24 protein-coding genes, 1 tRNA gene and 1 riboswitch are annotated in these 25,435 nt (G+C 66.9%); of the genes, 20 read left to right on the top strand and 5 right to left on the bottom strand.

Translation table 11 applies throughout. The features are described 5' to 3' along the window. Nucleotides 1–9 precede the first annotated feature (9 nt). A riboswitch (S-adenosyl-L-homocysteine riboswitch) is annotated at nucleotides 10–81 on the top strand. A 110-nt stretch (nucleotides 82–191) separates the two neighbouring features. The 4 genes from ahcY to AB4120_RS02630 all read left to right on the top strand — a co-directional run bounded on the left by ahcY (nucleotide 192) and on the right by AB4120_RS02630 (nucleotide 3,682). Then, nucleotides 192–1,610, top strand: a complete 1,419-nt coding sequence (gene ahcY, locus AB4120_RS02645; RefSeq protein WP_149136873.1) for an adenosylhomocysteinase — start codon at nucleotides 192–194, stop codon at nucleotides 1,608–1,610. Between the two features lie 81 nt (nucleotides 1,611–1,691). After that, a complete protein-coding gene (locus AB4120_RS02640; protein WP_092291458.1) occupies nucleotides 1,692–2,039 on the top strand; it encodes a phage holin family protein in 348 nt (115 codons plus the stop codon). Between the two features lie 12 nt (nucleotides 2,040–2,051). After that, the gene (metF, locus tag AB4120_RS02635) at nucleotides 2,052–2,882 is read left to right on the top strand and encodes a methylenetetrahydrofolate reductase [NAD(P)H] (protein ID WP_144199115.1); all 831 of its coding nucleotides are present in this window, start codon (nucleotides 2,052–2,054) and stop codon (nucleotides 2,880–2,882) included. 38 nt (nucleotides 2,883–2,920) lie between these two features. Then, nucleotides 2,921–3,682 (top strand): Mut7-C RNAse domain-containing protein, encoded by a 762-nt coding sequence (locus tag AB4120_RS02630; RefSeq protein WP_149136872.1) that lies wholly within the window; start codon nucleotides 2,921–2,923, stop codon nucleotides 3,680–3,682. Here AB4120_RS02630 and AB4120_RS02625 read toward each other — a convergent pair. Beyond that, complete coding sequence (locus tag AB4120_RS02625) at nucleotides 3,679–4,272, bottom strand: 5-formyltetrahydrofolate cyclo-ligase (protein WP_149136871.1); 594 nt, start codon at nucleotides 4,270–4,272, stop codon at nucleotides 3,679–3,681. The two genes, AB4120_RS02630 and AB4120_RS02625, sit on opposite strands and share 4 nt — an antisense overlap. Before the next feature lie 118 nt (nucleotides 4,273–4,390). Here AB4120_RS02625 and AB4120_RS02620 point away from each other — a divergent pair, with 118 nt between their 5' ends. The 4 genes from AB4120_RS02620 (at nucleotide 4,391) to AB4120_RS02605 (ending at nucleotide 9,571) form a co-directional block, all read left to right on the top strand. After that, nucleotides 4,391–6,376: a transglycosylase SLT domain-containing protein gene (locus AB4120_RS02620; RefSeq protein WP_441641828.1), complete on the top strand. Its 1,986-nt coding sequence runs from the start codon at nucleotides 4,391–4,393 to the stop codon at nucleotides 6,374–6,376. 83 nt (nucleotides 6,377–6,459) lie between these two features. After that, nucleotides 6,460–7,482: a complex I NDUFA9 subunit family protein gene (locus AB4120_RS02615; protein ID WP_149136870.1), complete on the top strand. Its 1,023-nt coding sequence runs from the start codon at nucleotides 6,460–6,462 to the stop codon at nucleotides 7,480–7,482. 141 nt (nucleotides 7,483–7,623) lie between these two features. Then, nucleotides 7,624–8,313: a glutathione S-transferase family protein gene (locus AB4120_RS02610; protein ID WP_149136869.1), complete on the top strand. Its 690-nt coding sequence runs from the start codon at nucleotides 7,624–7,626 to the stop codon at nucleotides 8,311–8,313. A gap of 7 nt (nucleotides 8,314–8,320) precedes the next feature. Further along, on the top strand, nucleotides 8,321–9,571 hold the full coding sequence (locus AB4120_RS02605; RefSeq protein WP_149136868.1) for a multifunctional CCA addition/repair protein: 1,251 nt from the start codon (nucleotides 8,321–8,323) through the stop codon (nucleotides 9,569–9,571). Nucleotides 9,572–9,581: 10 nt separating this feature from the next. Here AB4120_RS02605 and AB4120_RS02600 read toward each other — a convergent pair whose 3' ends face one another. Together AB4120_RS02600 and AB4120_RS02595 are read right to left on the bottom strand one after the other, a co-directional pair. Further along, complete coding sequence (locus tag AB4120_RS02600; RefSeq protein ID WP_144199105.1) at nucleotides 9,582–9,776, bottom strand: DUF2905 domain-containing protein; 195 nt, start codon at nucleotides 9,774–9,776, stop codon at nucleotides 9,582–9,584. 12 nt (nucleotides 9,777–9,788) lie between these two features. After that, a complete protein-coding gene (locus AB4120_RS02595) occupies nucleotides 9,789–10,967 on the bottom strand; it encodes a class I SAM-dependent methyltransferase (protein ID WP_441641827.1) in 1,179 nt (392 codons plus the stop codon). Nucleotides 10,968–10,983: 16 nt separating this feature from the next. On the opposite strand from AB4120_RS02595, the gene AB4120_RS02590 reads away from it, so the two are divergent. The 3 genes from AB4120_RS02590 (at nucleotide 10,984) to ttcA (ending at nucleotide 13,285) form a co-directional block, all read left to right on the top strand. Next, the gene (locus AB4120_RS02590) at nucleotides 10,984–11,802 is read left to right on the top strand and encodes an SDR family oxidoreductase (RefSeq protein ID WP_149136867.1); all 819 of its coding nucleotides are present in this window, start codon (nucleotides 10,984–10,986) and stop codon (nucleotides 11,800–11,802) included. 64 nt (nucleotides 11,803–11,866) lie between these two features. Beyond that, nucleotides 11,867–12,259, top strand: coding sequence for a dihydroneopterin aldolase (locus AB4120_RS02585; RefSeq protein ID WP_144199101.1), 393 nt, complete (start codon nucleotides 11,867–11,869; stop codon nucleotides 12,257–12,259). Between the two features lie 72 nt (nucleotides 12,260–12,331). After that, nucleotides 12,332–13,285, top strand: a complete 954-nt coding sequence (gene ttcA / locus AB4120_RS02580; RefSeq protein WP_441641826.1) for a tRNA 2-thiocytidine(32) synthetase TtcA — start codon at nucleotides 12,332–12,334, stop codon at nucleotides 13,283–13,285. Here ttcA and AB4120_RS02575 read toward each other — a convergent pair. Next, the gene (locus AB4120_RS02575; RefSeq protein WP_149136866.1) at nucleotides 13,278–14,090 is read right to left on the bottom strand and encodes a DUF6279 family lipoprotein; all 813 of its coding nucleotides are present in this window, start codon (nucleotides 14,088–14,090) and stop codon (nucleotides 13,278–13,280) included. The genes ttcA and AB4120_RS02575 overlap by 8 nt on opposite strands. A 254-nt stretch (nucleotides 14,091–14,344) precedes the next feature. Here AB4120_RS02575 and glmU point away from each other — a divergent pair, with 254 nt between their 5' ends. The 9 genes from glmU (at nucleotide 14,345) to AB4120_RS02530 (ending at nucleotide 24,311) form a co-directional block, all read left to right on the top strand. After that, nucleotides 14,345–15,715, top strand: coding sequence for a bifunctional UDP-N-acetylglucosamine diphosphorylase/glucosamine-1-phosphate N-acetyltransferase GlmU (gene glmU / locus AB4120_RS02570; protein WP_149136865.1), 1,371 nt, complete (start codon nucleotides 14,345–14,347; stop codon nucleotides 15,713–15,715). A 107-nt stretch (nucleotides 15,716–15,822) separates the two neighbouring features. Beyond that, nucleotides 15,823–17,661 (top strand): glutamine--fructose-6-phosphate transaminase (isomerizing), encoded by a 1,839-nt coding sequence (gene glmS, locus AB4120_RS02565; RefSeq protein WP_149136864.1) that lies wholly within the window; start codon nucleotides 15,823–15,825, stop codon nucleotides 17,659–17,661. A gap of 209 nt (nucleotides 17,662–17,870) precedes the next feature. After that, nucleotides 17,871–20,093, top strand: a complete 2,223-nt coding sequence (locus tag AB4120_RS02560; protein ID WP_149136863.1) for a catalase — start codon at nucleotides 17,871–17,873, stop codon at nucleotides 20,091–20,093. Nucleotides 20,094–20,328: 235 nt separating this feature from the next. Next, entirely contained in the window at nucleotides 20,329–20,925 is a 597-nt protein-coding gene (ribA, locus tag AB4120_RS02555) for a GTP cyclohydrolase II (protein ID WP_149136862.1), read from the top strand. Nucleotides 20,926–21,102: 177 nt separating this feature from the next. Further along, nucleotides 21,103–21,558, top strand: a complete 456-nt coding sequence (locus AB4120_RS02550) for a PA2169 family four-helix-bundle protein (RefSeq protein ID WP_149136861.1) — start codon at nucleotides 21,103–21,105, stop codon at nucleotides 21,556–21,558. 263 nt (nucleotides 21,559–21,821) lie between these two features. Beyond that, on the top strand, nucleotides 21,822–22,310 hold the full coding sequence (gene bfr / locus AB4120_RS02545) for a bacterioferritin (RefSeq protein ID WP_149136860.1): 489 nt from the start codon (nucleotides 21,822–21,824) through the stop codon (nucleotides 22,308–22,310). 90 nt (nucleotides 22,311–22,400) lie between these two features. Next, nucleotides 22,401–22,475: transfer RNA gene (locus AB4120_RS02540), tRNA-Cys, on the top strand. 313 nt (nucleotides 22,476–22,788) lie between these two features. After that, nucleotides 22,789–23,232 carry a GNAT family N-acetyltransferase gene (locus AB4120_RS02535; RefSeq protein WP_149136859.1) on the top strand — a complete coding sequence of 148 codons (444 nt, stop codon included), beginning with the start codon at nucleotides 22,789–22,791 and terminating at the stop codon, nucleotides 23,230–23,232. A gap of 95 nt (nucleotides 23,233–23,327) precedes the next feature. After that, a complete protein-coding gene (locus AB4120_RS02530; protein WP_441641825.1) occupies nucleotides 23,328–24,311 on the top strand; it encodes a quinone oxidoreductase family protein in 984 nt (327 codons plus the stop codon). A gap of 15 nt (nucleotides 24,312–24,326) precedes the next feature. On the opposite strand, the gene dmeF is transcribed toward AB4120_RS02530, so the two are convergent. After that, nucleotides 24,327–25,340 (bottom strand): CDF family Co(II)/Ni(II) efflux transporter DmeF, encoded by a 1,014-nt coding sequence (gene dmeF, locus AB4120_RS02525; protein WP_149136857.1) that lies wholly within the window; start codon nucleotides 25,338–25,340, stop codon nucleotides 24,327–24,329. Nucleotides 25,341–25,435: the final 95 nt, after the last annotated feature.

The raw sequence follows: 25,435 nt of genomic DNA, 5'->3' as shown, positions 1-25,435 counted from the left end.
CACTCCTGTCCGTCCGAGGAGCGTTGCAACGGATGGCCCTCATCCGCCAGGCTCGGAATGTTTCAACGGCGCTCGCTGATCCGTGGTCCGCACGGAGGCGAGTCGACCTATCCGCCCGTTCCGCAATTCGCGCGGGATGCGGCCGTTGTCCCCCCTCGTCACCTGCGTGCCACTCTTCACCGGAGTGAAACATGAACGCTGTGACCGAACTCAAGCAAGACTACCTCGTGGCCGACATCGGCCTGGCCGGCTGGGGCCGCAAGGAAATCGCCATCGCCGAGACCGAAATGCCGGGTCTGATGGCCATCCGTGACGAATTCGCCGCCGCGCAGCCGCTCAAGGGCGCCCGCATCGCCGGTTCGCTGCACATGACCATCCAGACCGCCGTGCTGATCGAGACGCTGGCGGCACTGGGTGCCGACGTGCGCTGGGCCTCGTGCAACATCTTCTCGACGCAGGACCATGCCGCCGCCGCCATCGCTGCGTCCGGCACGCCGGTGTTCGCGTTCAAGGGCGAGTCGCTCAAGGAATACTGGGACTTCACGCACCGCATCTTCGACTGGGCCGACGGCGGCACGCCGAACATGATCCTGGACGACGGCGGCGACGCCACGCTGCTGCTGCACCTGGGCGCCCGCGCCGAGAAGGATGCGTCGCTGATCGCCAAGCCGACCAGCGAGGAAGAAACCTTCCTGTTCGCCGCGATCAAGGAAAAGCTCGCCAAGGACCCGAGCTGGTACAGCCGCAACCTCGCCGCCATCCGTGGCGTGACCGAGGAAACCACCACCGGCGTGCACCGCCTGTACCAGATGGCGCAGAAGGGCGAACTGAAGTTCCCCGCCATCAACGTGAACGACTCGGTGACCAAGAGCAAGTTCGACAACCTGTACGGCTGCCGGGAATCGCTCGTGGACGGCATCAAGCGTGCCACGGACGTGATGATCGCCGGCAAGGTGGCCGTGGTGGCTGGCTACGGCGACGTGGGCAAGGGCAGCGCCCAGGCCCTGCGCGCGCTGTCGGCCCAGGTCTGGGTGACCGAGATCGACCCGATCTGCGCGCTCCAGGCTGCCATGGAAGGCTACCGCGTGGTGACCATGGACTACGCCGCCGAGCACGGCGACATCTTCGTCACCTGCACCGGCAACTACCACGTCATCACGCATGACCACATGGCCAAGATGAAGGACCAGGCCATCGTCTGCAACATCGGCCACTTCGACAACGAGATCGACATCGCCTCGGTGGAAAAGTACCAGTGGGACGAGATCAAGCCGCAGGTGGACCACGTGGTGTTCCCGGACGGCAAGAAGATCATCATCCTGGCCAAGGGCCGCCTGGTGAACCTGGGCTGCGCCACGGGCCACCCGTCGTACGTGATGAGCAGCTCGTTTGCCAACCAGACCATCGCCCAGATCGAACTGTGGGCCGAGCGTGACAGCGGCAAGTACCCGGTGGGCGTGTACACGCTGCCGAAGCACCTGGACGAGAAGGTGGCGCGCCTGCAGCTGAAGAAGCTGAACGCGCAGCTGACCGAGCTGACCGACCAGCAGGCCGCCTACATCGGCGTGCAGAAGCAGGGTCCGTACAAGGCTGACCACTACCGCTATTGATTGGCGGGAGGTGTCCCCCTCTCCCGTGCGCGGGGGAGGGGGAATTCGACAGGCAACCTGGAAAAGGGAAAAGGAGTCGCAATGAGACTGTTGGCCGTTTGGATCATCAACGCCGCCTCGCTGTTCCTGGTCGGAAGCGTCATCTCCGGCATCTCGCTGGGCGGGTTTGGCTCGGCGATGATCGCCGCGCTGGTGCTGGGCCTCGTCAACACGCTGATCCGGCCCATCCTGGTCATTCTGACGCTGCCGGTCACGCTGCTGACGCTGGGCCTGTTCATCTTCGTCATCAACGCGCTGCTGTTCCTGTTCGTCGGCAACCTGCTGTCGGGCTTCGTGGTGCAGGGCTTCGGCGCCGCGCTGCTGGGCTCCATCCTGTACAGCGTGATCTCGTGGGTGCTGTCGAGCCTGTTGCTCGGCGACCGCGACTGAGACTTTATTCGCATGACAGACCGCTACTACAGCTTCGAATTCTTCCCGCCGAAGACGGCGGAAGGCACGGAGAAACTGCGCAACACGCGCGCGCAGCTGGCTCCGCTGCAACCCAAGTACATCTCGGTGACATTCGGCGCCGGCGGCACCACGCAGCAGGGCACGCTGGACGCCGTGCTGGAGATCCAGCGTGACGGCATCGAGGCCGCACCGCACCTCTCGTGCGTGGGCTCCACGCGCGACAGCATCCGCCAGATCCTGAAGACGTACCGCGACGGCGGCATCCGCCATATCGTTGCGCTGCGTGGCGACATGCCCTCCGGCATGGGCGAAATCGGCGAATTCCGATACGCCAACGAACTCGTGGAATTCATCCGCGCCGAGACCGGCGACTGGTTCCACATCGAGGTGGCGGCGTATCCCGAGTACCACCCGCAGGCCAAGTCGCCGCGCCACGACCTCGACAATTTCGTCCGCAAGGTCCGTGCAGGCGCCGATTCGGCGATCACCCAGTACTTCTACAACGCCGACGCCTACTTCCGCTTCGTGGACGAGGTGCGCGCGCAGGGCGTGGACGTGCCGATCGTGCCAGGCATCATGCCGATCACGAACTACTCGCAACTGATGCGTTTTTCGGAAATGTGCGGTGCCGAAGTGCCGCGCTGGGTGGCCAAGCGGCTGGAGTCGTTCGGCGACGACCGGGAGTCCATCCGCGCATTCGGGCTGGACGTGGTGACCGGGCTCTGCGAGCGGCTGCTGGCCGCCGGCGTGCCGGGCCTGCACTTCTACACGCTCAACGCGGCCGGCGCCACCAAGGCGGTCTGGGAACGGCTGAAGCTGTAACTTCCATCGGACGGGGTCATGGGGGCATACTGCGCCCCATGGTTCCCGCCAACGTCACCGCCACCTTCCGCTTCTACGAGGAGCTGAACGATTTCCTGGCGCACACCCGACGCCACCAGGACATCGTCGTGCCCTGCGCCCGCGCGGCCACGGTCAAGCACATGATCGAGGCGCTTGGCGTGCCGCACACCGAGGTGGAGTTGATCCTGGTCAACGGCGAATCGGTGCCGTTCGACCGCCCCCTGCAGGACGGCGACCGCGTGGCCGTCTATCCCACCTTCGAGGCGTTCGACATCTCGCCCCTGCTCCGCGTGCGCGATCAGCCACTGCGCGAGACCCGTTTCGTTGCCGATGCCCACCTGGGCGGCTTGGCGCACCTGCTGCGCATGACCGGCTTCGACACGCTCTACGACAATCGTTTCGAAGACAGCGAGATCGCGCGGATTGCCGCCGAGGAGGGCCGCATCGTGCTCACGCGCGACCGCGAACTGCTCAAGCGGCGCGGGGTGACGCACGGCTGCTATGTGCGGGCGATCAAGTCGTCGCTTCAGGTGCGGGAGGTCTTCCGGCGGCTGGACCTGGCCCGCAGCGCGCGGCCGTTCGCGCTGTGCCTGGACTGCAACGTGCCGCTGCACCGGATCGACAAGTCTGACGTGGATGGCCGCGTGCCCGAGGGCGTGCTGGCGCGGCACGCGCGCTTTGTTACCTGCACGCACTGCCGGCGGGTGTTCTGGGAAGGGTCGCACTGGCGCAAGATGCGCGCGCTGGTGGACGAATTGCTAGGGGAAGCGAACGCTTAAAACGCGCCGCCTTCGGTGACGATCCAGTCCATCGGCAGGTCGTGCGGCTGGGCCTGCAAGGGAATCTCGCAGGCCGCGAAGCCGATGCCGATCGCCACTGGGGTGTCTGCGCGGGCCGCCAGCGTGCGGTCATAGAAGCCGCCGCCGTAGCCGAGGCGGAACTTATCGCGGCTGAAACCGACACAGGGAATGAGCAGCGCGTCGGGCAACACGGCTTCGGTGCCATGGGGCACGGGAATGTCGTAGTGGCCGGCGCGCATTGTCGTCTCGGGCGTCCAGGCGTGGAAGTCCAGCGGCGTGCCGGGGCGGCTGACCACGGGCAGCGCGGCCTGGCGGCCCGGCATGCCGGCCAGCCATTGCGCGATGACGGCGCGGGCGTCGAATTCGCCCTGGATCGGCCAGTAGAAGCCCACGCGTCGCGCGCCCAGGCGTTCGAGCAGGGGCGCCAGCGCGGCGCCGATGCGCGCGTCGGCATCGGCACGATCCGGCAGGCCGGCGCGCAGCGCGAGCAGCCGCCGGCGCAGCGCGCGGCGATCTTCGAGGAATGGCAGGTTTTCCGCCCCGTTGTCTGGGGCCTGTTCAGGCTGCATGGCGTGCAATAATGGCCGGCACCGCGATCGATCGACGGATCGACATCCGAATACCAACACGCGCAGGGCGCGACCGGGAATCCCGGCGCCGCGCGCGGACCAACAAGGGATAGCAAGAATGCCGAAGGGAGTATATCTGCGCCGTGCGCAACGCGCCGCGTGGCTGGCAGGGCTGGGGGCGTTGACAGGTGCATTGCTGGCCACGCCGGCCTACGCCCAGAAGCGCCCGGCGCCGCAGCCGGCCGCGCTGACCATCCCCAGCAATCCGGACGAGGCCTTTGTCGCGCTGCGCGAGGCCGCCCGCAAGAACGACGTGGACCGCACGGCTGCCATCTCGGCCACGCTGGTGGACTATCCGATTCCGTCGTATGTGGAGTATTTCCGCATCAAGCCGCAGATGTTCGATGCCAGCGGCCTGGCCCGCATCGACGTGCCCGACGAGCAGGTGCGCGTGTTCCTGAAGCGCTACCAGGGCGAGGCGATTGCCGACCGGATGCGCAACGACTGGCTGCTGGTGCTGGGCAAGAAGCGCGACTGGGCGAACTTCGACGTCGAATACCCGCAGTTCGTGCTCAAGGACGACACGCAGGTGGAGTGCTACGCGCTGCTGTCGAGTGCGCTCAAGGGCAAGAACGTGGCCGCCGAATCCCGCGCGGTGCTGGCGGACCCGCGCTACTACGGCGAGGGCTGCGTCGACCTGATCAGCTACCTGGCCCAGAGCCAGCAGATCCAGCGCAGCGACGTGGCGTTCCAGGCACGCCAGGCGCTCGAACTGAACTTCACCACGCTGGCGGCAAAGATCGCCGCAACCGTGCCGGATACACCATCGGCGCCCACGGCACCGGGGGCGCGGGTGGACAGCGACACGCTGGCCACCGTGGTCAAGATGGCGCGCAACGATCCGGCCCAGGCTGCCGCCTACCTGACCGCCACGGGCGGCGCGCTGTCACGCGACGAGCAGGGCGCCGGCTGGGGCGTGATCGGCCAGTACGCGGCCAAGAAGCTGATGCCGGAAGCGGCTGGCTACTACAAGAACCAGATGACGCTGGGCGGCAACCAGTGGCTGTCCGACGAATCGCAGGAATGGCGCGTGCGCGCTGCGCTGCGCCAGGGCGACTGGAAGCAGGTGCGCCAGGCCGTGGAACTGATGCGCCCCGAGCTGCGCACCAAGGACCCGGCATGGATCTACTGGTACGCCCGCGCGCTCAAGGCCGATGGCCGTACCGCGGACGCGCAGACGCAGTTCCAGACCATCGCCGGCCAGTTCAACTTCTACGGCCAGCTGGCCACCGAGGAACTTGGCAACCGCATCACGCTGCCGGCGCGCACCACGGTCTCGGATGCCGAGGCCATGGCCATGCGTACGCGGCCCGGCTTCGTGCGCGCGCAGAAGTTCTATGAACTGAACCTGCGCTTCGAAGGCAATCGCGAGTGGAACTGGGAGCTGCGCAGCATGAGCGACCGCGAACTGCTGGCCGCCGCCGAGTACGCGCGCAAGATCGAACTGCTGGACCGCACCGTCAACACGGCCGACCGCACCAAGGCGGAGCACGATTTCTCGCTGCGCTTTGTGATGCCGTACCGGGACATCATGCAGCGCGCGACCGATGACGTGGGCCTGGACATGGCCTGGGCCTATGGCCTGATCCGCCAGGAATCGCGCTTCATCATGAATGCGCGCTCGTCGGCCGGCGCGCATGGCCTGATGCAGGTGATGCCGGCCACGGCCAAGTTCGTGGCGCGCAAGATCGGCATGACCGACTTTTCGCCGTCGATGATGAGTGACCCCAATATCAACATCCTGCTCGGCACCAGCTACATGAGCATGGTGCTGACGGACCTGGACAGCTCGTGGACGCTGGCCTCTGCGGGCTACAACGCCGGCCCGGGGCGGCCCAAGAACTGGCGCAGCAGCCTGTCCCGGCCGGTGGAAGGCGCGATCTTTGCAGAGACGATTCCGTTCACGGAAACGCGAACTTATGTCAAGAATGTGCTTTCCAACGCTACGTACTATGCTGCATTGATGAGCGGCCGGCCCCAGTCTCTCAAAGACCGCCTGGGGACAGTCGCACCGTCCTCGATCACGACCACCAGCCTGCCTTGACGTAAGCGGGGCCAGCAGGGGCGCCGTGACCCCGGGCGCGCATCGTGAGATGCCAGCGTTACGTGACCGTCACGGAGCCCAACATGCTGACCAGTAATGTCCTTGTGATCGGTGGCGCCGGATTCATCGGCAGCCACCTCGTCTCCCGCCTTGCCGGCGCGGCCTCCGCCTCCGGGGTGCCGCGCAACCCCGCCACCAATCCCGACAGCCCCATCGCGCCCGAGCGCATCCTGGTGGGCACGCGCCATGCCGAGCATGCCCAGCACCTGTTGCTGCTGCCGCGCGTGGAGGTGTGCGAGCTGGGCCTGGCCGATGCCGCCGCGCTGGACGACGCCATCGGCTCGGTCGGCATGGATGGCATTGTGGTCAACCTCGTCGGCGTGCTGCATGGCGACCGGGGCGACCCATATGGCCCCCAGTTCGCCGCCGCGCATGTGGACCTGCCGCGCCAGATCGTGGCTTCCTGCCAGCGCACCGGCGTTCGCCGGCTGATCCACATGAGCGCGCTCGGCGCGGACCCGCAGGGGCCGTCGATGTACCTGCGCAGCAAGGGCGAGGGCGAGCGCGTGGTGCGCGAAAGTGGGCTCGACTGGACCGTCATGCGGCCGTCGGTCGTGTTCGGGCCGGACGACCACTTCCTGAACCTGTTCGCCCAGATGCAGCAGATGGCGCCCGTGGTGCCGCTGGCCTGCGCCCAGGCGCGCTTCCAGCCGGTGTTCGTAATGGATGTGGTGGAGGCGTTCCTGCGCGCGATGGTCAACCCGGCCACGGTGGGCCAGGTCTACGAGGTGGGCGGGCCGCAGGTCTATACGCTCGAGGAACTGGTGCGCTTCGCGGGGCGGGCGTCGGGCCATCCGCGCCCGGTGATCGCGCTGCCTGATGCGCTCGCGCGCGTGCAGGCGGCCGTGCTCGAACACATGCCCGGCGGGCCGGTCATGTCGCGCGATAACCTCGACTCGATGCGGCTGGACAACGTGCTGCACGCGCCGATGTCAGCCGATCTCGGCCTGCAGCCGTCCAGCCTGGAGTCCGTGATGACCGATGTGCTGGGTGGCCGCAATCGCGAGGCGGCACTCCAGGCCATGCGGGAGAGCGTGCATCGCTGACACCGCCAGCCCGCCCCCTCCGACGCCGATGTGACTTGCGCTCACAGCCTTGCGAGCGCAATTCATTTGGAGGTGGCGCGGCCCACTCGCTAGAATCATCGGTTCAGCCCACTTCCCTCCCCCCGCCCCCAAGGATTCGCGATGAAACTCGTCATCGGCAACAAGAATTACTCGTCCTGGTCGCTGCGCCCCTGGCTGCTGCTGCGCCAGGCTGGCATCGCGTTCGAGGAGATTCCCGTGCGGCTGGGCACGCCCGGCTTCGCCGCCCAGGTCGCCCAGTACTCGCCGGCCGGCAAGGTGCCGACGCTGGTGGATGGCGACATCACGGTCTGGGATTCCCTGTCGATCTCGGAATACCTGGCCGAGCGCTTCCCCGAGAAGGCGCTCTGGCCGGCCGACCCCGCCGCGCGCGCGCTGGCCCGTTCGGTCTGTGCCGAGATGCATTCGGGCTTCCCCAACGTGCGCAACCTGCTGCCGATGAACGTGACCGCCGTGCTGCCCGGCTGCGGCTGGAACGTGGCGGTGCAGCGCGAGGTGGAGCGCATCGCCGCAATCTGGACCGACCTGCGCACGCGCTACGGCGCCGAAGGCCCGTTCCTGTTCGGCACGTTCACGGTGGCGGACGCGTTCTACGCCCCCGTGGTCACGCGCTTCGCTACCTACGGCATCCACCTGCCCGAGGCGGCCAAGCAATACGCCGATTTCATCCTCGCCCTGCCGGCCATGCAAGAATGGATCGCCGCCGCACGCGAGGAACGTGATTTCCTGGCCGACGACGAGCCGTACCGCACCGTGCCGGACCATCCGGACGCCATCATCATCCATCACTAGGAATTTCATGCAGGTCTATGCCGTGGGCGGCGCCATCCGCGACCAGTTGCTGGGCAAGCCAAGCCAGGACCGCGACTACGTGGTGGTAGGCGCCACGCCGGCCGAGATGGAAGCGGCCGGCTTCAAGCCCGTGGGCAAGGACTTCCCGGTCTTCCTGCATCCGCGCACCAAGGAGGAGTACGCGCTAGCGCGTACCGAGCGCAAGACGGCCGCCGGCTACAAGGGCTTCGCGTTCTACTGCGCGCCCGACGTCACGCTGGAAGACGACCTGGTCCGGCGTGACCTGACCATCAACGCGATGGCGCAGGCCGTGGACGATGCCGGCCAGCTGGTCGGCCCGGTCATCGATCCGTACGGCGGCCAGCGCGATTTGGCTGCGCGGCTGTTCCGCCATGTCTCCGATGCCTTTGCCGAAGACCCGGTGCGCATCCTGCGCGCGGCGCGGTTTGCGGCGCGCTTCCATGATTTCTCCGTGGCGCCCGAGACCGTGGCGCTGATGCGCGCGATGGTCGAGGCGGGCGAGGTCGATGCGCTGGTGCCGGAGCGCGTGTGGCAGGAACTGGCGCGCGGGCTGATGGAGGCGAAGCCGTCCCGGATGTTCGACGTGCTGCGCGAATGCGGCGCGCTGGTGCGGCTGCTGCCGGAGCTGGACCGGCTCTGGGGCGTGCCGCAGCGCGCCGAGTATCACCCCGAGGTGGACACGGGCGTGCACGTGATGATGGTGGTCGATCATGCGGCCGCGACGGGCGCGTCGCTGCCGATCCGCTTCGCGGCGCTGGTCCATGACCTCGGCAAGGGCACCACGCCGGCAGATGTGCTGCCGCGCCACATCGGCCACGAGCAGCGCAGCGTGAAGTTGCTCGAGGCGGTCTGCGAGCGGCTGCGCGTGCCGAACGACTGCCGCGACCTGGCGGTGCTGGTGGCGCGCGAGCACGGCAACATCCATCGCGCGATGGAATTCGGCGCCGCCGCGCTGACCCGGCTGGTGGAGCGCTGCGACGCGCTGCGCAAGCCAGACCGCTTCGCGGAGGCCCTGCGGGCCTGCGAGGCCGACGCGCGCGGCCGGCTAGGTTTCGAGGATCGCGATTATCCGCAGACGGAACGCCTGCTGGCGGCGCGGGCGGCGGCGGCGGCGGTCGATGCCGGCGCAATTGCCAAGGCCTGCGCGGACCGCCCGGACCTGATCAAGGAACGCGTGCACAAGGCGCGGATCGCGGCGGTAGCGGAGCAATTGGGGCTGGGCGCGGAGCCCGCCTGACGGGCTTCCCCTACAGCAGCTTGCCAATCGCCAGCGCGATCAGCGACAGCAGGATCGTCGAGGCGAACGGCAGCACGAACTCGCGCTTGAATAGCCGGAAGCGCACGTCGCCCGGCAGGCGCCCCAGGCCGATCTTCTGCAGCCACGGCAGCGAGGCCGACAGCACGATCACGCAGAGGAAGATGGTGAATGTCCAGCGCAGCATGGCGGCTGTTCCTCAGAGTGCGTGCGTGCGATCGCCGCGCGCGAAGCCTGCGAGCGGCAGCGCGTCGTCCAGGCCGCGCGTGAGCACGATCACCTTGAACAGCTCGCCCATCTCGGCCTCGGACAGCAGCTTCTGCACCGCGTTGGCGTGGGGCAGGAAGGCGCGGGCGTCGGTCGGGTCCAGTTCCATCAGCAGCTCGGTGATCCCGGCATTCATCAGGAAGCGCGCCTGCGAGGCGAAGCCGGCCACGGACAGCCCTGCGTCCACCGCCGCCTCGGCGATGCCGCTGAAATTGACGTGCGCGGTGATGTCCTGCAACCCCGGATACAGGAACGGATCGGGGTGCGCGTGGTGGCGGTAATGGCACATCAGCGTGCCCTCGGCGCGCTGCGGATGGTAGTACTCGGCCGCCGGGAAGCCGTAGTCGATGAAGAAGGCGGCGCCGCGCGTCAGCATTGCGCCCACGGCGCGCGTGAAGCCTTCGGCTTCGGCATGGGTTTCGGTGACCATGTCGTGGTCGCCTGGCAGCACGCGCAGCACGTCGGGGATGGCGTTGTCCGCCAGCGGACGGTCCTCGAACGTGAACTTGCCGTCGGCCAGCGCCACGCCGCGCTCGTGCCAGCGGCCGCCCAGGCGCGCGAACAGGCGCACCGGCATGGCGTCGAGCACCTCGTTGCCGACGATAACCCCTTCGAATTGCGCAGGAAGTTCGTCCAGCCACTGCACGCGGCCGGCCAGATGCGGCGCGCGGGCGGCCAGCGTTTCCTGCTGGCGCACGCGCAGCTCGCCCGACAATTCGACGATCTGGTAGGTCTCGGGCAGCGCACCTTCGGTTTCCAGGGCGAGCAGCAGGTCCGCCGCGAGCCGGCCCGTACCGGCGCCGAATTCGAGCACGCGCGGCAGGTCCATGGCGATCAGCGGCGCGAACTGGCGTGCCAGCGTGCGGGCGAAGAAGGGGGTCAGCTCCGGGGCGGTGATGAAGTCGCTGCCGTCCCGGGCATCGCAGCCGAACTTGGCGGCGCCGCCACTGTAATAGCCGAGCCGGGGGGCGTAGAGGGCCAGCGCCATATAGCGGTCGAAGCCGATCCAGCCGTCGGCGGCCTCGATGGCGTCGCCAATACAGGTGGAAAGGGCCGCGGAGGCGTCCAGCGCGTCGGCGGGGGGAAGGGGTAGACTAGCGACTTTCTGCATACCGCGAATTGTAGCAATGCCAGATTCCCTGACTGCTGGCGCCTCCGGCGCCCATCCTGCCGCCGCGCGCGGCGTCGCCCTCGTGACCGGCGGCGCGCGCCGCCTGGGCCGTGCCATCGCGCTGGAACTTGCCACGCGAGGCTGGGACGTGGCGATCCACTGCAACCGCTCGCGCGACGAAGCCGAGACGCTCGCCACGCAGATCCGCAGCCTGGGCCGCCGGGCTGCCGTGCTGCAGGCCGACCTGTCCGACGAAGCGGCCACCGCCAAGCTGATCCCCGCCTGCGCCGACGCGCTCGGCGTGCCGACCTGCCTGGTCAACAACGCCTCGCTGTTCCAGTACGACGTGGCGACGAGCTTCTCCTACGCCTCGCTCGACACCCACATGCGCACCAACGTGGCGGCGCCGCTGCTGCTGGCGCGTGAGATGCACAAGGCGCTTGGCGCCGACGGCAACCAGACCGCCCAGCGCGGCGTGGTGATCAATCTGCTCGACCAGAAGCTCAACAACCTGAACCCGGACTTCCTGTCGTACACGCTGTCCAAGGCCGCGCTGCAGACCGCCACGGTGCAACTGGCCCAGGCGCTGGCGCCCCGGCTGCGGGTGGTGGGCGTGGCGCCCGGCATCACGCTGGTGTCCGGCGACCAGTCCGACCCCGGCTTCGTCCGCGCGCATGGCATGACGCCACTTGGCAAGTCGTCCACGCCGGATGACATCGCCCAGGCCGTGGCCTACCTCGCCGGTGCCCAGGCCGTGACCGGCACCACGCTGTACGTCGATGGCGGCCAGCACCTGATGCCGCTGGCCCGCGACGTGATGTTCCTGACCGAGTAATCCCGATCCTCGGTCTTTTTCAAGCCTTTTCCGATTTACCGCAGCACCTGCCCGACGCCCCACCATGACCTTTGCCGCGCTTTCCCACCCCAGTCTGCAAGACTGCCGCCGCCTGTTCCTGCGCAATTACGAGGTGCAGATCAATATCGGCGTGCACGAATTCGAGAAGAAGGGCGAGCAGCGCGTGCTGGTCAATATCGACTTGTTCGTGCCGTTGGCCCAGAGCACGCCGCAGGCCGACAAGCTCGACGAAGTGGTGGACTACGACTTCATGCGCAGCACCGTGGCCGCGCGCATGGCCCAGGGCCATATCCACCTGCAGGAAACGCTGTGCGACGACGTGGCGCGTGCCATGCTGAAGCACCCCAAGGTGCGCGCCGTGCGCGTTTCCACGGAAAAGCCCGATGTCTACCCGGATTGCGATTCGGTCGGCGTCGAGGTGTTCCACGTCAAGTAGAATACGGGCCCGTCCGACAGGGCCATCCGACGGGCTCCCCCAAAGGCCCGCGCCCCGCATCAGGTATGTCTTATGAGTCACTCCGCTAACTTCTATCGCCTCGAAACCCGCCTCCAGTCGCTGACCGGCAAAGCCATCGGCGATTTCGGCATGATCGAGGACGGCGACACCGTGCTGGTCTGCATGAGTGGTGGGAAGGACTCGTACACCATGCTGTCGGTCCTGATGGCGCTCCAGAAGCGCGCGCCGATCAATTTCAAGCTGATCGCGATGAACCTGGACCAGAAGCAGCCAGGTTTCCCGGAACACATCCTGCCCGAGTACCTGAAGTCCACCGGCGTGGAATATGTGATCGTCGAGGCGGATACATATTCGATCGTCAAGGAGAAGGTGCCTGAGGGCAAGACCACCTGCTCGCTGTGCTCGCGGCTGCGCCGGGGTGTGATCTACCGCACGGCCAAGGAGCTGGGCGCCAACAAGATCGCGCTGGGCCACCATCGGGACGACATCGTCCAGACCTTCTTCCTGAACATGTTCTTCGGCGGGAAGATGAAGGCGATGCCGCCCAAGCTGTCCACCGATGACGGCCAGCACATCGTGATCCGGCCGCTGGCGTATTGTGCGGAGAAGGACATTGCGTCCTACGCGCGGGCCATGGCCTACCCGATCATCCCCTGCAACCTGTGCGGCTCGCAGGAGAACCTCCAGCGCAAGAAGGTCAGCGAGATGCTGCAGGGCTGGGAGCGCGAGAACCCGGGCCGCATCGACAATATCTTCGCGTCGCTGCGCAACGTGGTGCCGTCGCACCTGGCCGATACCGAGCTGTTCCCGTTCACCGGGCTGGCCACCGGCCTGGCCAAGGTGGACGAGGCCTCGCTGTTCGGCGAGACCACCTTCACCCAGCAGGCGCTGACCTTCACCGGCAGCGCCGAGCCGAACCGGATGGAGTTCGTCCGGTTCGACAAGCTGGCGGAGAAGGCCAATCACGCCGATCAGGCCGACAGCCCCGCCAGCCCCCTTATTTAGACGCCTGCGACGGACCGGCCTCGCGCATCAGCGAGCGGGCATCGTCGATCCATTTCTGGAAGCGGTCCACCGCGTGGGCCTTCTGCGCCGGGGTGGTCAGGTTGGCGATGGTCACGGTCAGGTCCACCCCGGCCTCGTTGGCCTGCCGGATCTGCGTGCGCTCGGCGGCCGGGCGCTGCCAATGGTCGGCGTACTTGCGCAGCATGTCTTCCACCTGCGCCTTGGGCGGATGGGTCGTCGAGACCTCCCGGGCAATCGCCAGCCATTCCTGCTGCCGCTTCACGCGCTCCGCGTAGCGGGCATCGGCGCCCTGCATGTACGGCGCCATTGCGGCGCGGATCTTCTGCTCCTGATCGTCCGAGAACTTGCCATATACCAGCTTGGCGTAGTCCATGACCTTGTCGAAACGGGCGTTTGTGCGCGCTTGCGGGTCCGATTTCAGGAATTCCTTGCGATATTTGGCGTTGCTTTCGCCGAATTTCGACTCCATGCGCTGGATCTGCGCAGGCGTCAGCGTCAGCATCAGGTCGGCCAGGTCGGGGATGGCGTTCTCGAAGGCCTGGCGGCCCAGCCGCTGGGTGTCCTCGCGCGCGTGGCGCACCATGGACGGATCCACCGGGCCGGCCACCTCGCTCTTGACCCGCGTCAGCACGGTGGCGATCTCGGGCAACTGGGCGCGGCGGTGCCAGGAGAAGAACCGGGCGATGGCCTCGCGGGTCGGCGGTTCCTGGTCGTCCGTGACATCCACGTATCGGTCGACCCACCAGTAGGCGAGCCGGTCGCCCTGCTGGTAGCCGAGTTTCATGGCGTTACAGCCACCCAGAGCCAGGACGACGGTAAATGCTGCAAATCCTGCAAAAATGCGCCGCCGCCAAATGTGAAAAACGGAAACCACCGGCGGTCGGGCGCAAGGCGCCATGCTAAAATCGCCGCGCATGTTTTCCGGCCCGGCAGATCGCCCGCCAGCCCAGTCCTGACAAGGGTTTGGAGGGATTGAGAGGATCGCGTGGCACGGGTTATCGCGCTTATTATCAGACACACTCACTTAGGGACCTCCTTGTGAATATCGTCATTCTTGCCGCAGGGATGGGAAAACGGATGAATTCCGCCCTGCCCAAGGTCCTGCACCCGGTTGCCGGGCGGCCGATGCTCGCCCATGTGCTCGACACCGCCCGCACCCTGTCGCCGTCGCGCCTCGTCGTGGTGGTCGGCCACGGTGCGGAGCACGTGCGCGAGGCGGTGGGCGCGCCGGACGTGGCGTTCGCCGAGCAGACCCAGCAACTTGGCACCGGCCACGCCGTGATGCAGGCGCTGCCGCTGCTCGATGACAGCCAGCCCACGCTGGTGCTCTACGGCGACGTGCCGCTCACCACCGGCGCCACGCTCGAGGCCCTGGTCCATGCGGCCGGCGCCGAGCGCCTGGGCGTGCTGACCGTCGAGATGCCCGATCCTACCGGATACGGCCGCATCGTACGTGACGCCGCCGGCAACATCGTGCGCATCGTGGAACAGAAGGATGCCAGCGACGAGATCCGCGCCATCCGCGAGATCAACACCGGCATCATCGTCTGCCCGACCGGTCACCTGCGCCGCTGGCTTGCCACGCTGGGCAACGACAACGCGCAAGGTGAGTACTACCTCACGGACACCATCGAGCGCGCCGCCAACGAGGGCGTGGAGATCGTCTCCGCCCAGCCGGCGGCCCTGTGGGAGACGCTGGGCGTCAACAGCAAGGTCCAGCTGGCCGAGGTGGAGCGCATTCACCAGCGCAACCTCGCCCAGCGCCTGCTCGAGGCCGGCGTGACGCTGCCGGACCCCGCGCGCATCGATGTGCGCGGCCAGCTTACGTGCGGACGCGATGTGACCATCGACGTCGGCTGCGTGTTCGAGGGCCGCGTGCATCTGGACGATGGCGTGCACATCGGCGCGCATTGCGTGATCCGGAATGCCACCATCGGCGCCGGCGCGCGCGTGCAACCGTTCTGCCACATCGAGGAAGCAAAGATCGGGCCGGCGGGCCGGATCGGGCCGTACGCGCGGCTGCGCCCCGGCACCGAGCTGGGCGAGGACGTGCACATTGGCAACTTCGTCGAGGTGAAGAACAGCCAGGTCGGGGATCACAGCAAGGCCAACCACCTGGCCTATGTGGGCGATTCCACGGTGGGCCAGCGCGTCAACATCGGGGCGGGTACCATTACCTGCAACTACGATGGCGTGAACAAGAGCCGCACCGTGATCGAGGACGATGCGTTCATCGGCTCCGACACGCAGCTGGTGGCGCCGGTGACCGTGGGCCGTGGCGCCACGATCGGCGCGGGCACCACGCTGACCAAGGACGCGCCGGCCGGCAAGCTCACGCTCTCGCGGGCCAAGCAGATGACGCTGGACGCGTGGCAGCGCCCGGTGAAGCAGCCGAAGCAGTCGAAGTAAGCGTAGTCAGTCAAAGTCAGTCAGGCCGGGCCCGGGGAGGGCCGGCCATCATTATTCAGCGGGTTGTGCCGCGCGGCGCGGCGCGACCCAAACGGGGGGTTCACAAGATGTGTGGCATCGTCGGCGCGGTTTCCACGCGCAATATCGTTCCGGTCCTGATCGAAGGCCTGCGTCGCCTGGAGTACCGCGGCTATGACTCGTGCGGCGTGGCCATCGTGCGCGACGGGATGCTCGAGCGCGCGCGCACCGTCTCGCGCGTGGCCGATCTGGACACGCAGACGCAGTCGTCCGGCCTGGCCGGCACGCTGGGCATCGCCCACACGCGCTGGGCCACGCACGGCAAGCCCGATACGGTCAACGCCCACCCGCATTTCTCGGACGAGACCATCGCGCTGGTGCACAACGGCATCATCGAGAACTACGAGCCGCTGCGCGACGAACTGCGCGCCGTGGGCTATGGCTTCGAGTCGCAGACCGACACCGAGGTGGTGGCCCACCTGATCCACCAGGCCTACACCTACCCGAGCAGCGCCACGCGCGGCAACCTGTTTGGCTCGGTGCGCGTGGTGACCAAGCGCCTGCACGGCGCCTACGCGATTGCCGTGGTGGCCAAGGACAACCCCGACGTGGTGGTGGGCGCGCGCGCCGGCTCGCCGCTGGTGGTGGCGCTGGGCGAGAACGAATCGTTCCTGGCCTCTGACGCGCTGGCCGTGGCCGGCACCGCCAACCGCATCGTCTATCTGGAAGAGGGCGATGTGGTGGAGCTGACCCGTGCCGGCGCCACCATCCGCGACGTGAACGACGTGGAAGTCGTGCGCGAGGAACGCGTGGTCGAAGCCCACGCGGCGACGGTCGAGCTGGGCCCGTACCGCCACTTCATGCAGAAGGAAATCTTCGAGCAGCCGCGCGCACTGGGCGACACGCTGGAAGGCATCGTCGCCATCACGCCTGAACTGTTCGGCGAGAAGGCGGCCTCGGTGTTTTCCGAGATCGACAGCATCCTGATCCTGGCCTGCGGCACCAGCTACTACTCGGGCTGCACGGCCAAGTACTGGCTCGAGTCCGTGGCGAAGATCCCGACCCAGGTGGAAGTGGCCAGCGAATACCGCTACCGCGACACCGTGCCGAACCCGCGCGCGCTGGTGGTGGTGATCTCCCAGTCGGGCGAGACCGCCGACACGATGGCCGCGCTGCGCCATGCCCGCGACCTCGGCCACACCCACACGCTGGCCATCTGCAACGTGGCGACCAGCGCGATGGTGCGCGAGACCGAACTGCGCTTCCTGACGCGTGCCGGCACCGAGATCGGCGTGGCCTCGACCAAGGCGTTTACGACCCAGCTCGCCGCGCTGTACATGCTGACGCTGGCGCTGGCCAAGGTACGCGGCCGGCTGACCGAGGCCGAGGAGGCCGCCGCGCTGACCAACCTGCGCCACCTGCCCGTGGCGCTGCATGGCGTGCTGGCGCTGGAACCGCAGATCATCGCCTGGTCGGAAGACTTCGCGCGCCGCGAGAACGCGCTGTTCCTGGGCCGGGGCCTGCACTACCCCATCGCCCTGGAAGGCGCGCTGAAACTCAAGGAAATCTCATATATCCACGCTGAAGCCTACCCGGCTGGCGAGCTCAAGCACGGCCCGCTGGCGCTGGTCACCGAGGCAATGCCGGTAGTGACCGTGGCGCCGAACGACGCGCTGCTGGAGAAGCTGAAGTCCAACATCCAGGAAGTGCGCGCGCGCGGCGGCCGGCTCTATGTGTTTGCCGATGCTGACACGCATATCCAGTCGTCCGATGGCATCCAGGTGATCCGCCTGCCCGAGCATTACGGCGCGCTGTCGCCGATCCTGCACACGGTGCCGCTGCAACTGCTGGCCTATCACACGGCCTGCGCACGCGGCACGGACGTGGACAAGCCGCGTAATCTGGCTAAATCGGTGACGGTGGAATAAGGCGGAAGCGGCAGGCGGTTTTACAAGCCGGATGTAAAAGGAAGCCACGGTGTGCACGCACCGTGGCTTTTTTTTCGACCGGTCGCACCCCCGGTTTGCCAGACGTGGCGCGGCCTGGCGGGGAGCCGGCACACGCCTGGCCCCCGGTGGCACGGTATCTGCGGAAGCCATGGGCTCCAATCCGCTCCATACCGCCACCGAGGGTCCCCATGACTAAAAAGACCGCACCGTCCGCCGCCCAGCCACCCGGAAAGAAGGGCGACACCACGCCTCCCAAGCCACAGGGCATCGGCAACAACAACGATGGCAGCTACGAGCGCGCCGTGGCAGACCGGCTGGCCGAGCGGCCCAGGCAGCTAGGCTCGGACTCGGTCGGCAATATCGTCTCGAACCGTGACCGCACGCTGACCACGAACCAGGGCCTCCAGATTCCGCAGGACGACGACTCGCTCAAGCTCGGCCTGCGCGGGCCCACGCTGCTCGAGGACTTCCACCTGCGCGAGAAGATCACGCACTTCGACCACGAGCGCATTCCCGAGCGCGTGGTCCACGCGCGCGGCGCGGCGGCCCATGGCTATTTCGAGCTGACCGAGTCGCTCGCCGATGTGACCACCGCCGAGCTGTTCACCCAGGTCGGCCAGAAGACACCGGTGTTCGTGCGATTTTCGACCGTGGCCGGCTCGCGCGGCTCCGCCGATCTGGCGCGCGACGTGCGCGGCTTCGCCACCAAGTTTTATACGCGGCAGGGAAACTTCGATCTGGTCGGCAACAACATCCCGGTGTTCTTTATCCAGGACGGCATCAAGTTCCCGGATTTCGTCCATTCCGTGAAGCCGGAACCGCATAACGAGATCCCGCAGGCGGCGTCGGCGCACGACACGTTCTGGGATTTCGTCTCCCTCCAGCCCGAGTCGATGCATATGGTGCTGTGGACCATGTCCGGCCGCGCCATCCCGCGCAGTTTCCGCACGATGGAAGGGTTTGGCGTGCACACCTTCCGCTTTGTCGACGCCGAGGGGCAGGGCACGCTGGTCAAGTTCCACTGGAAGCCGGTGGGCGGCGCGCATTCGCTGGTCTGGGACGAGGCGGTCAAGATCAACGGCAAGGACCCCGATTTCCATCGGCGCGACCTCTACGACTCGATCGAGGCGGGCCAGTTTCCCGAGTACGAGTTCGGCGTGCAGCTGGTGCCCGAGACCGACATGCTCAAGTTCGGCTTCGACCTCCAGGACCCGACCAAGCTCATTCCCGAGGAGCTGGCGCCGATACGGCGCGTGGGCCGGATGGTGCTGAACCGCAACCCGGACAACTTCTTCGCCGAAACGGAGCAGGTGGCGTTCCATCCCGGCCACATCCTGCCGGGCATGGATTTCACCAACGATCCGCTGCTGCAGGCGCGGCTGTTCTCGTACACCGATACCCAGCTCACGCGGCTCGGCGGGCCGAATTTTCATGAAATTCCGATCAATCGCCCGCTTTGCCCGGTGCATAACAACCAGCGCGACGGCTTTGGCCGGCAAACCGTGGTGCAGGGCAAGGAGAGCTACCAACCGAACTCGGTCAGCGGCGGCTGCCCCTTCCTGGCCGGCGATGCCGACGCCTACCGGCACTTCGCCGCCGCAGCCGAGGATGGCGCGGTGAAGGTACGCATGCGCGCGCAGACCTTCGCCGATCATTTCTCGCAGGCCAACCTCTTCTGGCGCAGCCAGTCCGACGTCGAAAAAAGGCAGATCGTCGATGCGTACGCGTTCGAACTCTCCAAGGTCTTCGACCCCGCCATCCGCGCGCGCGTGGTGGGGCAGATCCACCATATCGCCGTGGAACTGGCGGAGCGCGTGGCGCAGAAGCTCGGGATTCCCGTGGAGCCGGTCGGGCCGAACGTGCAGATCAACGATTACGGCGTGCCGGCATCGCCCGCGCTGAGCCTGGACGCGCAGCCGAAGGGCGACATCACGGGCCGCAATATCGCCGTGCTGGTCAACGATGGGGTGGACGACGCGGCCATCGCTTCGCTCCAGCAACTGGCCCAGGCGGCGCGCGCCAACCTCAAGATCATCGGCCCGCGCGCGGCCAGCGTGACCACGGCGAAGGGCGCGGCGCTGCCGGTGGACCATGCGCTGTCCTCGGTCGGCTCGGTGCTGTTCGATGCGGTGTACGTGCCCGACGTGGCCAAGCCGCCGGCCGAGCCCGATCCGGACGCGCTGCTGTTTATCAAGGAAGCCTACAAGCACTGCAAGGCGGTGGGCGCGGGCGGCTCTGGCGCCGTGATGGTGGCCGAGGCCGCGCGCTGCGCGGGGCTGCCTGGCGGCTTCGCGGGGCCGGGCGTGGTGATCGCCAAGGCCGAGGACCCGGCGCGGCATCGGGAATTCCTGGATGCCGTGGGCCAGCATCGCTGGTGGCAGCGGCCGGACGCGATGCGCATTCCAGCCTGAACGCGGGCGGCGCAAAAGCGTCTTCCAGGGCACTCGCCGGGCGACCCCACAGGCGTCCGAGAGTGCCCGCTCGGCATAGGGGTACCTGCAGCGATACCTATAGGAATACGCGTTTCGCGGTATCCTTGCCGGCATGCCGCGCGCCATAGCCCCCTCAGGGTGGCGCGCAGTGCGCCTGTCCCGGCCCGCATCATGCGCGCCCGGGCCCCACGGCGCCCCCCGCGATCACAGGAATATGAAAGACCTAGAAAGTGAGCTGATCGGCTCCGCACGGCTGCCGACCCGCTACGGCGAATTCACCGCCCATGCCTTCCAGGGCGTGGACAGCCGCACCGAACACCTGGCGCTGTCCATGGGAGACATCTCGGGCGAGAACGTCCTCGTCCGCCTGCATTCCGAATGCCTGACCGGCGACGTCTTCGGCTCGTGCCGCTGCGACTGCGGCGAGCAGCTCGACCTCGCCATGCAGAAGATTGCCGACGAGGGCCGCGGCATCCTGCTCTACCTGCGTGGCCACGAAGGCCGGGGCATTGGCCTCTCGAACAAGATCCGCGCCTACGCACTGCAGGACGGCGGGCTGGATACGGTGGACGCCAACCTCGCGCTTGGGCAGGCCATCGACGCCCGCACCTACGCGTTCGCGGCAGACATGCTGCGCCAGTGGGGCGTGAAGTCGGTCCGCCTGATGAGCAACAACCCCATCAAGATCCGGGCGCTCGAAGACGCCGGCCTGGCCGTGACCGAGCAAATGCGTCACATCGTGCCGTCCAACGCCGAAAACGAGAAATACCTCGCCACCAAGCGGTCTCGCATGGGTCACCTGCTGGACTGATGCAGCAGGTGTAGGCGTAGGCCGACAACCGCTTGGGCGGCCTCCCGACAGCCTCCGCGCTCTGACTCTCCTATCGTGGATATAAGGTCCGCACCATGCTCGGCATGGTGCGGGATGTTCCACGCGAAGTGTCGCCGTGACCTCACGGCGCGCCTCGGATGTGAGAGGAGTCCAACAATGGCTGATAACAACGTTTCGGTACTGAACGACTTGATCGAAGTCTCGCGCGACGGCGAGGAGGGCTTCCGCAAGGCGGCTGAGGACGCCAAGAATCCGGAGCTGAAGACGCTGTTCTCGAGCCGCGCCACCGAGTGCGGCGCGGCGGTACGCGAGTTGCAGAGCCAGGTGATGACCCTCGGCGGCAAGCCCGAGGACCATGGCAGCATTGCCGGCGCGCTGCATCGCGGGTGGGTGAGCCTGCGCAGCGCGGTGGCCGACCGCACGGACCTCGCCATTCTCGAGGAAACCGAGAAGGGCGAGGACGTGGCCAAGAAGAAGTATGGCGACGCGCTCCAGGAAACCGACCTGAGCTTCGACATCCGCGCACTGATCGAGCGCCAGTACCAGGGGGTGCTGCGCAACCACGACCTGATCCGCGATTTGCGTAACCGCTATCGCGCGAGCGGCGAATAACCGTTTCCACCGCTTCCGGGCCGGCACGAAGGCGCTTCCTTAGGGAGGCGCCTTTTTCATTGGGGATTATGTTCGGGCGTGCCGAAAGGTGGCTGAATCGAAATCGCAATCATCCGCAAAATCATCCGCATCGTGCCGTAAAGCCCCGTGTGGCAAGGGATTTATTATCGCGATTTGCCATATGGATGCTTGATCTTCTGGCCTCGGCCATTAACATGAAAAATCGTCCACCGTGGTGTGCAAGGCGTTTTGGGGTCGATCTCATGAAAGGCGACAAGAAAGCTATTCAGTTACTGAACGGCCAGCTGCGTCACGAGCTGACCGCGATCAACCAGTATTTCCTGCACGCGCGCATGTACCGGCACTGGGGATTGAACGCGCTGGGCAAGCATGAGTACGAGGAGTCCATCGAGGAGATGAAGCACGCGGACAAGCTGATCGAGCGCATCCTCATGCTCGACGGCCTGCCCAATCTCCAGGATCTGGACAAATTGCTACTCGGCGAAAATGCCGAGGAGATGCTCGGCTGCGACCTGAAGCTGGAGCTGGTGTCCCAGACAAGCTGCAAGGACGCCATCAAGTACTTCGAGTCGATTGGCGACTATGTGTCGCGCGATGTGGTGACCGATATCCTCTCGGATACGGAGGACCACATCGAATGGCTGGAGACGCAGCTGGAACTCGTGCGCAAGGTGGGCGTGCAGAACTACCTGCAATCCGCGATGGGCGAGCTGGGCGAGTCCGACGGCTAGCAGGCCGGCGCTCTGCAGAGTTCCAAATCTTCGGCTACACTGCGCCCCGCACACTGATTGCAAGGCGCCCGCCAGGGCGCCAGACTCCGGGGCGGGGTGGCAGAGTGGTGATGCGACGGCCTGCAAAGCCGTTTACGACGGTTCGATTCCGTATCCCCGCCTCCATTCCCCTCCTTCCGTTTTTTTCCCTTTATTGCCTTCGACGGATCTGACCAATCTGTCATCTTCCGCGGCTATCATTCCCGGCGCATACCGTGCACGACAGCGCGCCGCTGGCGCATTTCATGCTCGCTCCGGAGACAGGTGCGCCCAAGCGTTGAGTACGCCGCAACGCGGAGTTTCCTTGTGGATATAGCGCCCCGATTACGATAATGTTTTGTCGCGTGTGCACCAAGTGTCAGCACGCAAGGCAGGTTTCACCATGCAGGGCTTCCATGGCGTTTCCGTCCCGCGGCGATGAGAGAAACAGAGGCTCCCGATGATTAAAGATCTGCGAGTGCGTGCGGCGCAGCCGTGGGATATGCCAGCCATCGCGGCAGTGCTGGAGTGCTGCGGCCTGCCGGTGGACGAGTTGCCGCGCCTGGTGGGCGAGTTCCACGTGGCCCTCATGGAGTCTGAACTGGTCGGCTGCGCCTGCGCCCAACGCTTCGGCGATACGGCCATTGTTCGCTCGGTAGCCGTGCTGCGCGAATGGCGCGATCAGGGCGTGGCCAGCCATCTCGTCAACGCGGTGATGATGCGCGCCCGCGCCAACGGCACGCGCCGCGCGGTGCTCCTGACCTCGAGCTGCCCAAGCTACTTCGCCCGCTACGGGTTCTCGCTGATCCACGCCTCCAAGCTGCCCACCGAAGTCCTCGAGAGCGAGGAATTCCAGCGCCTGCGCCATACCAGCGCGCTGTGCATGTGCGCCATGCTGTCCTGATCCGGTTTCTCCCTGGATGCCCCGCCGTCGGCAAGGTTTTACAAAAGCGACAATAATCGGGGCTCCAATTCTGCAAGCCTGACCAGGGAGACCCCATGACGACCACTGTCCGTGCCATCCGCCTCCAGGAATTTGGCGCGCCCGAAGTGATGCAGCTCACGCCGGTCGAGCTGCCGGCCCTGGCGGCTGGCGAGGCGCGCGTGCGGCATACCGCCATCGGCTTCAACTTTATCGATGTGTACCAGCGCCGCGGCACCTATCCGCTGCCGGTGGGCACGGGTCTCGGTCACGAGGCGGCTGGTGTGGTGGAGGCGGTGGGCGCGGGCGTGACGGACATCGCCGTGGGAGATCGCGTGGCGTACATGAACGCCGGCCTCGGTGCCTATGCCGAGGCGCGCAACGTGCCGGCGGACAAGCTGGTCAAGCTGCCCGACAACCTCAGCGACGAGCAGGCCGCCGCCGTGATCTTCAAGGGCATGACCGCGCAGTATCTGGTGCGCCACACGCACGCCGTGAAGCCCGGTGACACGGTGCTGGTACACGCCGCCGCCGGTGGCGTGGGCCAGATCCTGGCCGGCTGGGCCCGCGCACTCGGTGCGCGCGTGATCGGCACGGCCGGCGGCGCGGCCAAGTGCGAGCGCGCCCGTGCGGCGGGTTGCGACATCGCCATCGACTACAGCCAGGGAGATTGGGTCAAGCAGGTGCGCGATGCCACCGGCGGCCAGGGCGTGACCGTGGTCTATGACGCCGTGGGCAAGGACACCTTCATGGGCTCGCTCGATTGCGCCCAGACCTTCGGGCTGGTGGTGCTGTACGGCGGCGCGTCCGGTCCGGCGCCGGCCATCGAGCCGGAGATCCTGAACAAGAAGGGCTGCCTGTTCCTGACCCGGCCCTCGGTGTTCCCGCACAACGCAGACCCGGCCCGCTTCCGCGCCAATGCGAAGGATCTGTTCGATGCCATCGCCGCCGGCCATGTGAAGGTGGAAATCGGCGCCCGCTTCCCGCTGGCCGAGGTCGCCCGCGCACACGAGGCCGCCGAGCGCCGCGAGACCACCGGCGCCATCCTGCTGCTGCCCTAATTCGACGAGTTTCGACTAGTGGGAATGATGAGGATGACGATGACGGGCGGGCCGGCGCGGTGCCCCGTCATCGCACAGGCTGATCTCCACGCTCACGTGGGCCAATTCCTCGTGGATCGATAACGCCTGCCGCACGTGCCGCGGCGTGAGCGTGGTGTCGTGCGTGACCAGGCTGGCGATGCAGGCGAACTGCTCGCGGCCCACGCGCCAGACGTGCAGGTCGGTCACGCACGTGCCGTCTTCACCCTGCTGGAAGCCGGCCAGCACCTCTCGTACTTCGTCCACCACCGGGTGGTCCATCTCGCGGTCCAGCAGCACCGTGCCGCTTTGCCGCATCAGCCCGATGGCCCAGCGGCCGACCAGCGCCGCGCCCACCAGCCCCATCACCGGATCGAGCCAGCTCCAGCCCAGCCACCAACCGCCAGCCAGCGCCACGATGGCCAGCACCGAGGTGGCCGCATCGGCCATCACGTGGAGGTAGGCCGAGCGCAGGTTGATGTCGTGATGGTGGTGACCGGCATGTCCGTGGTGGTGGTGCCCATGCTCATGATCATGGTCGTGACCGTGATCATGGCGCGCGCCACCGAGGATGAACGCGCAGCCCAGGTTCACCAGCAGGCCGATGGCGGTGACGGCCATCGCCTCCTGGTAGTGGATGGGCTGCGGGCTGAACAGCCGTTCCACCGATCCGAACACCATCAGCGCGGCCACCCCCAGCAGGAAGATGGAGCTGGCGAAGGCCGCCAGCACCTCGATTTTCCACGTGCCGAAGGTGAAGCGCCCATCCGCGGCCAGCCGGCGTGCGGCGGCATAGGCGAAGGCCGAGAGGCCAATCGCCAGGGCGTGCGAACTCATGTGCCAGCCGTCGGCCAGCAGGGCCATCGAGTTGAACCAGAGGCCGGCGGCAATCTCCACCACCATCGTGGCGAGTGTGATCCACATGACCAGGCGTGTGCTGCGCTCGGCAGCCTGGTTGCCGGCATCGAAGACGTGGGAATGGGTCCACGCGGACAGATCGTGCGTGTGCATGTCGGGGAGGGGTCGGGAGTCGGTTGGGGGGGACGCCACCCAAGCGTACCAGCCATGGCGCGCCCGGTCACTCGCCACCCTGCCGGCGGCAGGGT

Source organism: Cupriavidus sp. 2KB_3 (genome assembly GCF_052115685.1).
In the GTDB taxonomy this organism is placed as follows: domain Bacteria; phylum Pseudomonadota; class Gammaproteobacteria; order Burkholderiales; family Burkholderiaceae; genus Cupriavidus; species Cupriavidus campinensis.
Note: the sequence above shows the minus strand (reverse complement) of the source record. Positions and strands in the feature narration are given on the sequence as shown.

Excerpts from the sequence above, each read along its gene's own strand:
- ahcY (WP_149136873.1), top strand. The coding sequence starts at position 192 with ATGAACGCTGTGACCGAACTCAAGCAAGACTACCTCGTGGCCGACATC.
- AB4120_RS02640 (WP_092291458.1), top strand. The coding sequence starts at position 1,692 with ATGAGACTGTTGGCCGTTTGGATCATCAACGCCGCCTCGCTGTTCCTG.
- metF (WP_144199115.1), top strand. The coding sequence starts at position 2,052 with ATGACAGACCGCTACTACAGCTTCGAATTCTTCCCGCCGAAGACGGCG.
- AB4120_RS02630 (WP_149136872.1), top strand. The coding sequence starts at position 2,921 with ATGGTTCCCGCCAACGTCACCGCCACCTTCCGCTTCTACGAGGAGCTG.
- AB4120_RS02625 (WP_149136871.1), bottom strand. The coding sequence starts at position 4,272 with ATGCAGCCTGAACAGGCCCCAGACAACGGGGCGGAAAACCTGCCATTC.
- AB4120_RS02620 (WP_441641828.1), top strand. The coding sequence starts at position 4,391 with ATGCCGAAGGGAGTATATCTGCGCCGTGCGCAACGCGCCGCGTGGCTG.
- AB4120_RS02615 (WP_149136870.1), top strand. The coding sequence starts at position 6,460 with ATGCTGACCAGTAATGTCCTTGTGATCGGTGGCGCCGGATTCATCGGC.
- AB4120_RS02610 (WP_149136869.1), top strand. The coding sequence starts at position 7,624 with ATGAAACTCGTCATCGGCAACAAGAATTACTCGTCCTGGTCGCTGCGC.
- AB4120_RS02605 (WP_149136868.1), top strand. The coding sequence starts at position 8,321 with ATGCAGGTCTATGCCGTGGGCGGCGCCATCCGCGACCAGTTGCTGGGC.
- AB4120_RS02600 (WP_144199105.1), bottom strand. The coding sequence starts at position 9,776 with ATGCTGCGCTGGACATTCACCATCTTCCTCTGCGTGATCGTGCTGTCG.
- AB4120_RS02595 (WP_441641827.1), bottom strand. The coding sequence starts at position 10,967 with ATGCAGAAAGTCGCTAGTCTACCCCTTCCCCCCGCCGACGCGCTGGAC.
- AB4120_RS02590 (WP_149136867.1), top strand. The coding sequence starts at position 10,984 with ATGCCAGATTCCCTGACTGCTGGCGCCTCCGGCGCCCATCCTGCCGCC.
- AB4120_RS02585 (WP_144199101.1), top strand. The coding sequence starts at position 11,867 with ATGACCTTTGCCGCGCTTTCCCACCCCAGTCTGCAAGACTGCCGCCGC.
- ttcA (WP_441641826.1), top strand. The coding sequence starts at position 12,332 with ATGAGTCACTCCGCTAACTTCTATCGCCTCGAAACCCGCCTCCAGTCG.
- AB4120_RS02575 (WP_149136866.1), bottom strand. The coding sequence starts at position 14,090 with ATGAAACTCGGCTACCAGCAGGGCGACCGGCTCGCCTACTGGTGGGTC.
- glmS (WP_149136864.1), top strand. The coding sequence starts at position 15,823 with ATGTGTGGCATCGTCGGCGCGGTTTCCACGCGCAATATCGTTCCGGTC.
- AB4120_RS02560 (WP_149136863.1), top strand. The coding sequence starts at position 17,871 with ATGACTAAAAAGACCGCACCGTCCGCCGCCCAGCCACCCGGAAAGAAG.
- ribA (WP_149136862.1), top strand. The coding sequence starts at position 20,329 with ATGAAAGACCTAGAAAGTGAGCTGATCGGCTCCGCACGGCTGCCGACC.
- AB4120_RS02550 (WP_149136861.1), top strand. The coding sequence starts at position 21,103 with ATGGCTGATAACAACGTTTCGGTACTGAACGACTTGATCGAAGTCTCG.
- bfr (WP_149136860.1), top strand. The coding sequence starts at position 21,822 with ATGAAAGGCGACAAGAAAGCTATTCAGTTACTGAACGGCCAGCTGCGT.
- AB4120_RS02535 (WP_149136859.1), top strand. The coding sequence starts at position 22,789 with ATGATTAAAGATCTGCGAGTGCGTGCGGCGCAGCCGTGGGATATGCCA.
- AB4120_RS02530 (WP_441641825.1), top strand. The coding sequence starts at position 23,328 with ATGACGACCACTGTCCGTGCCATCCGCCTCCAGGAATTTGGCGCGCCC.
- dmeF (WP_149136857.1), bottom strand. The coding sequence starts at position 25,340 with ATGCACACGCACGATCTGTCCGCGTGGACCCATTCCCACGTCTTCGAT.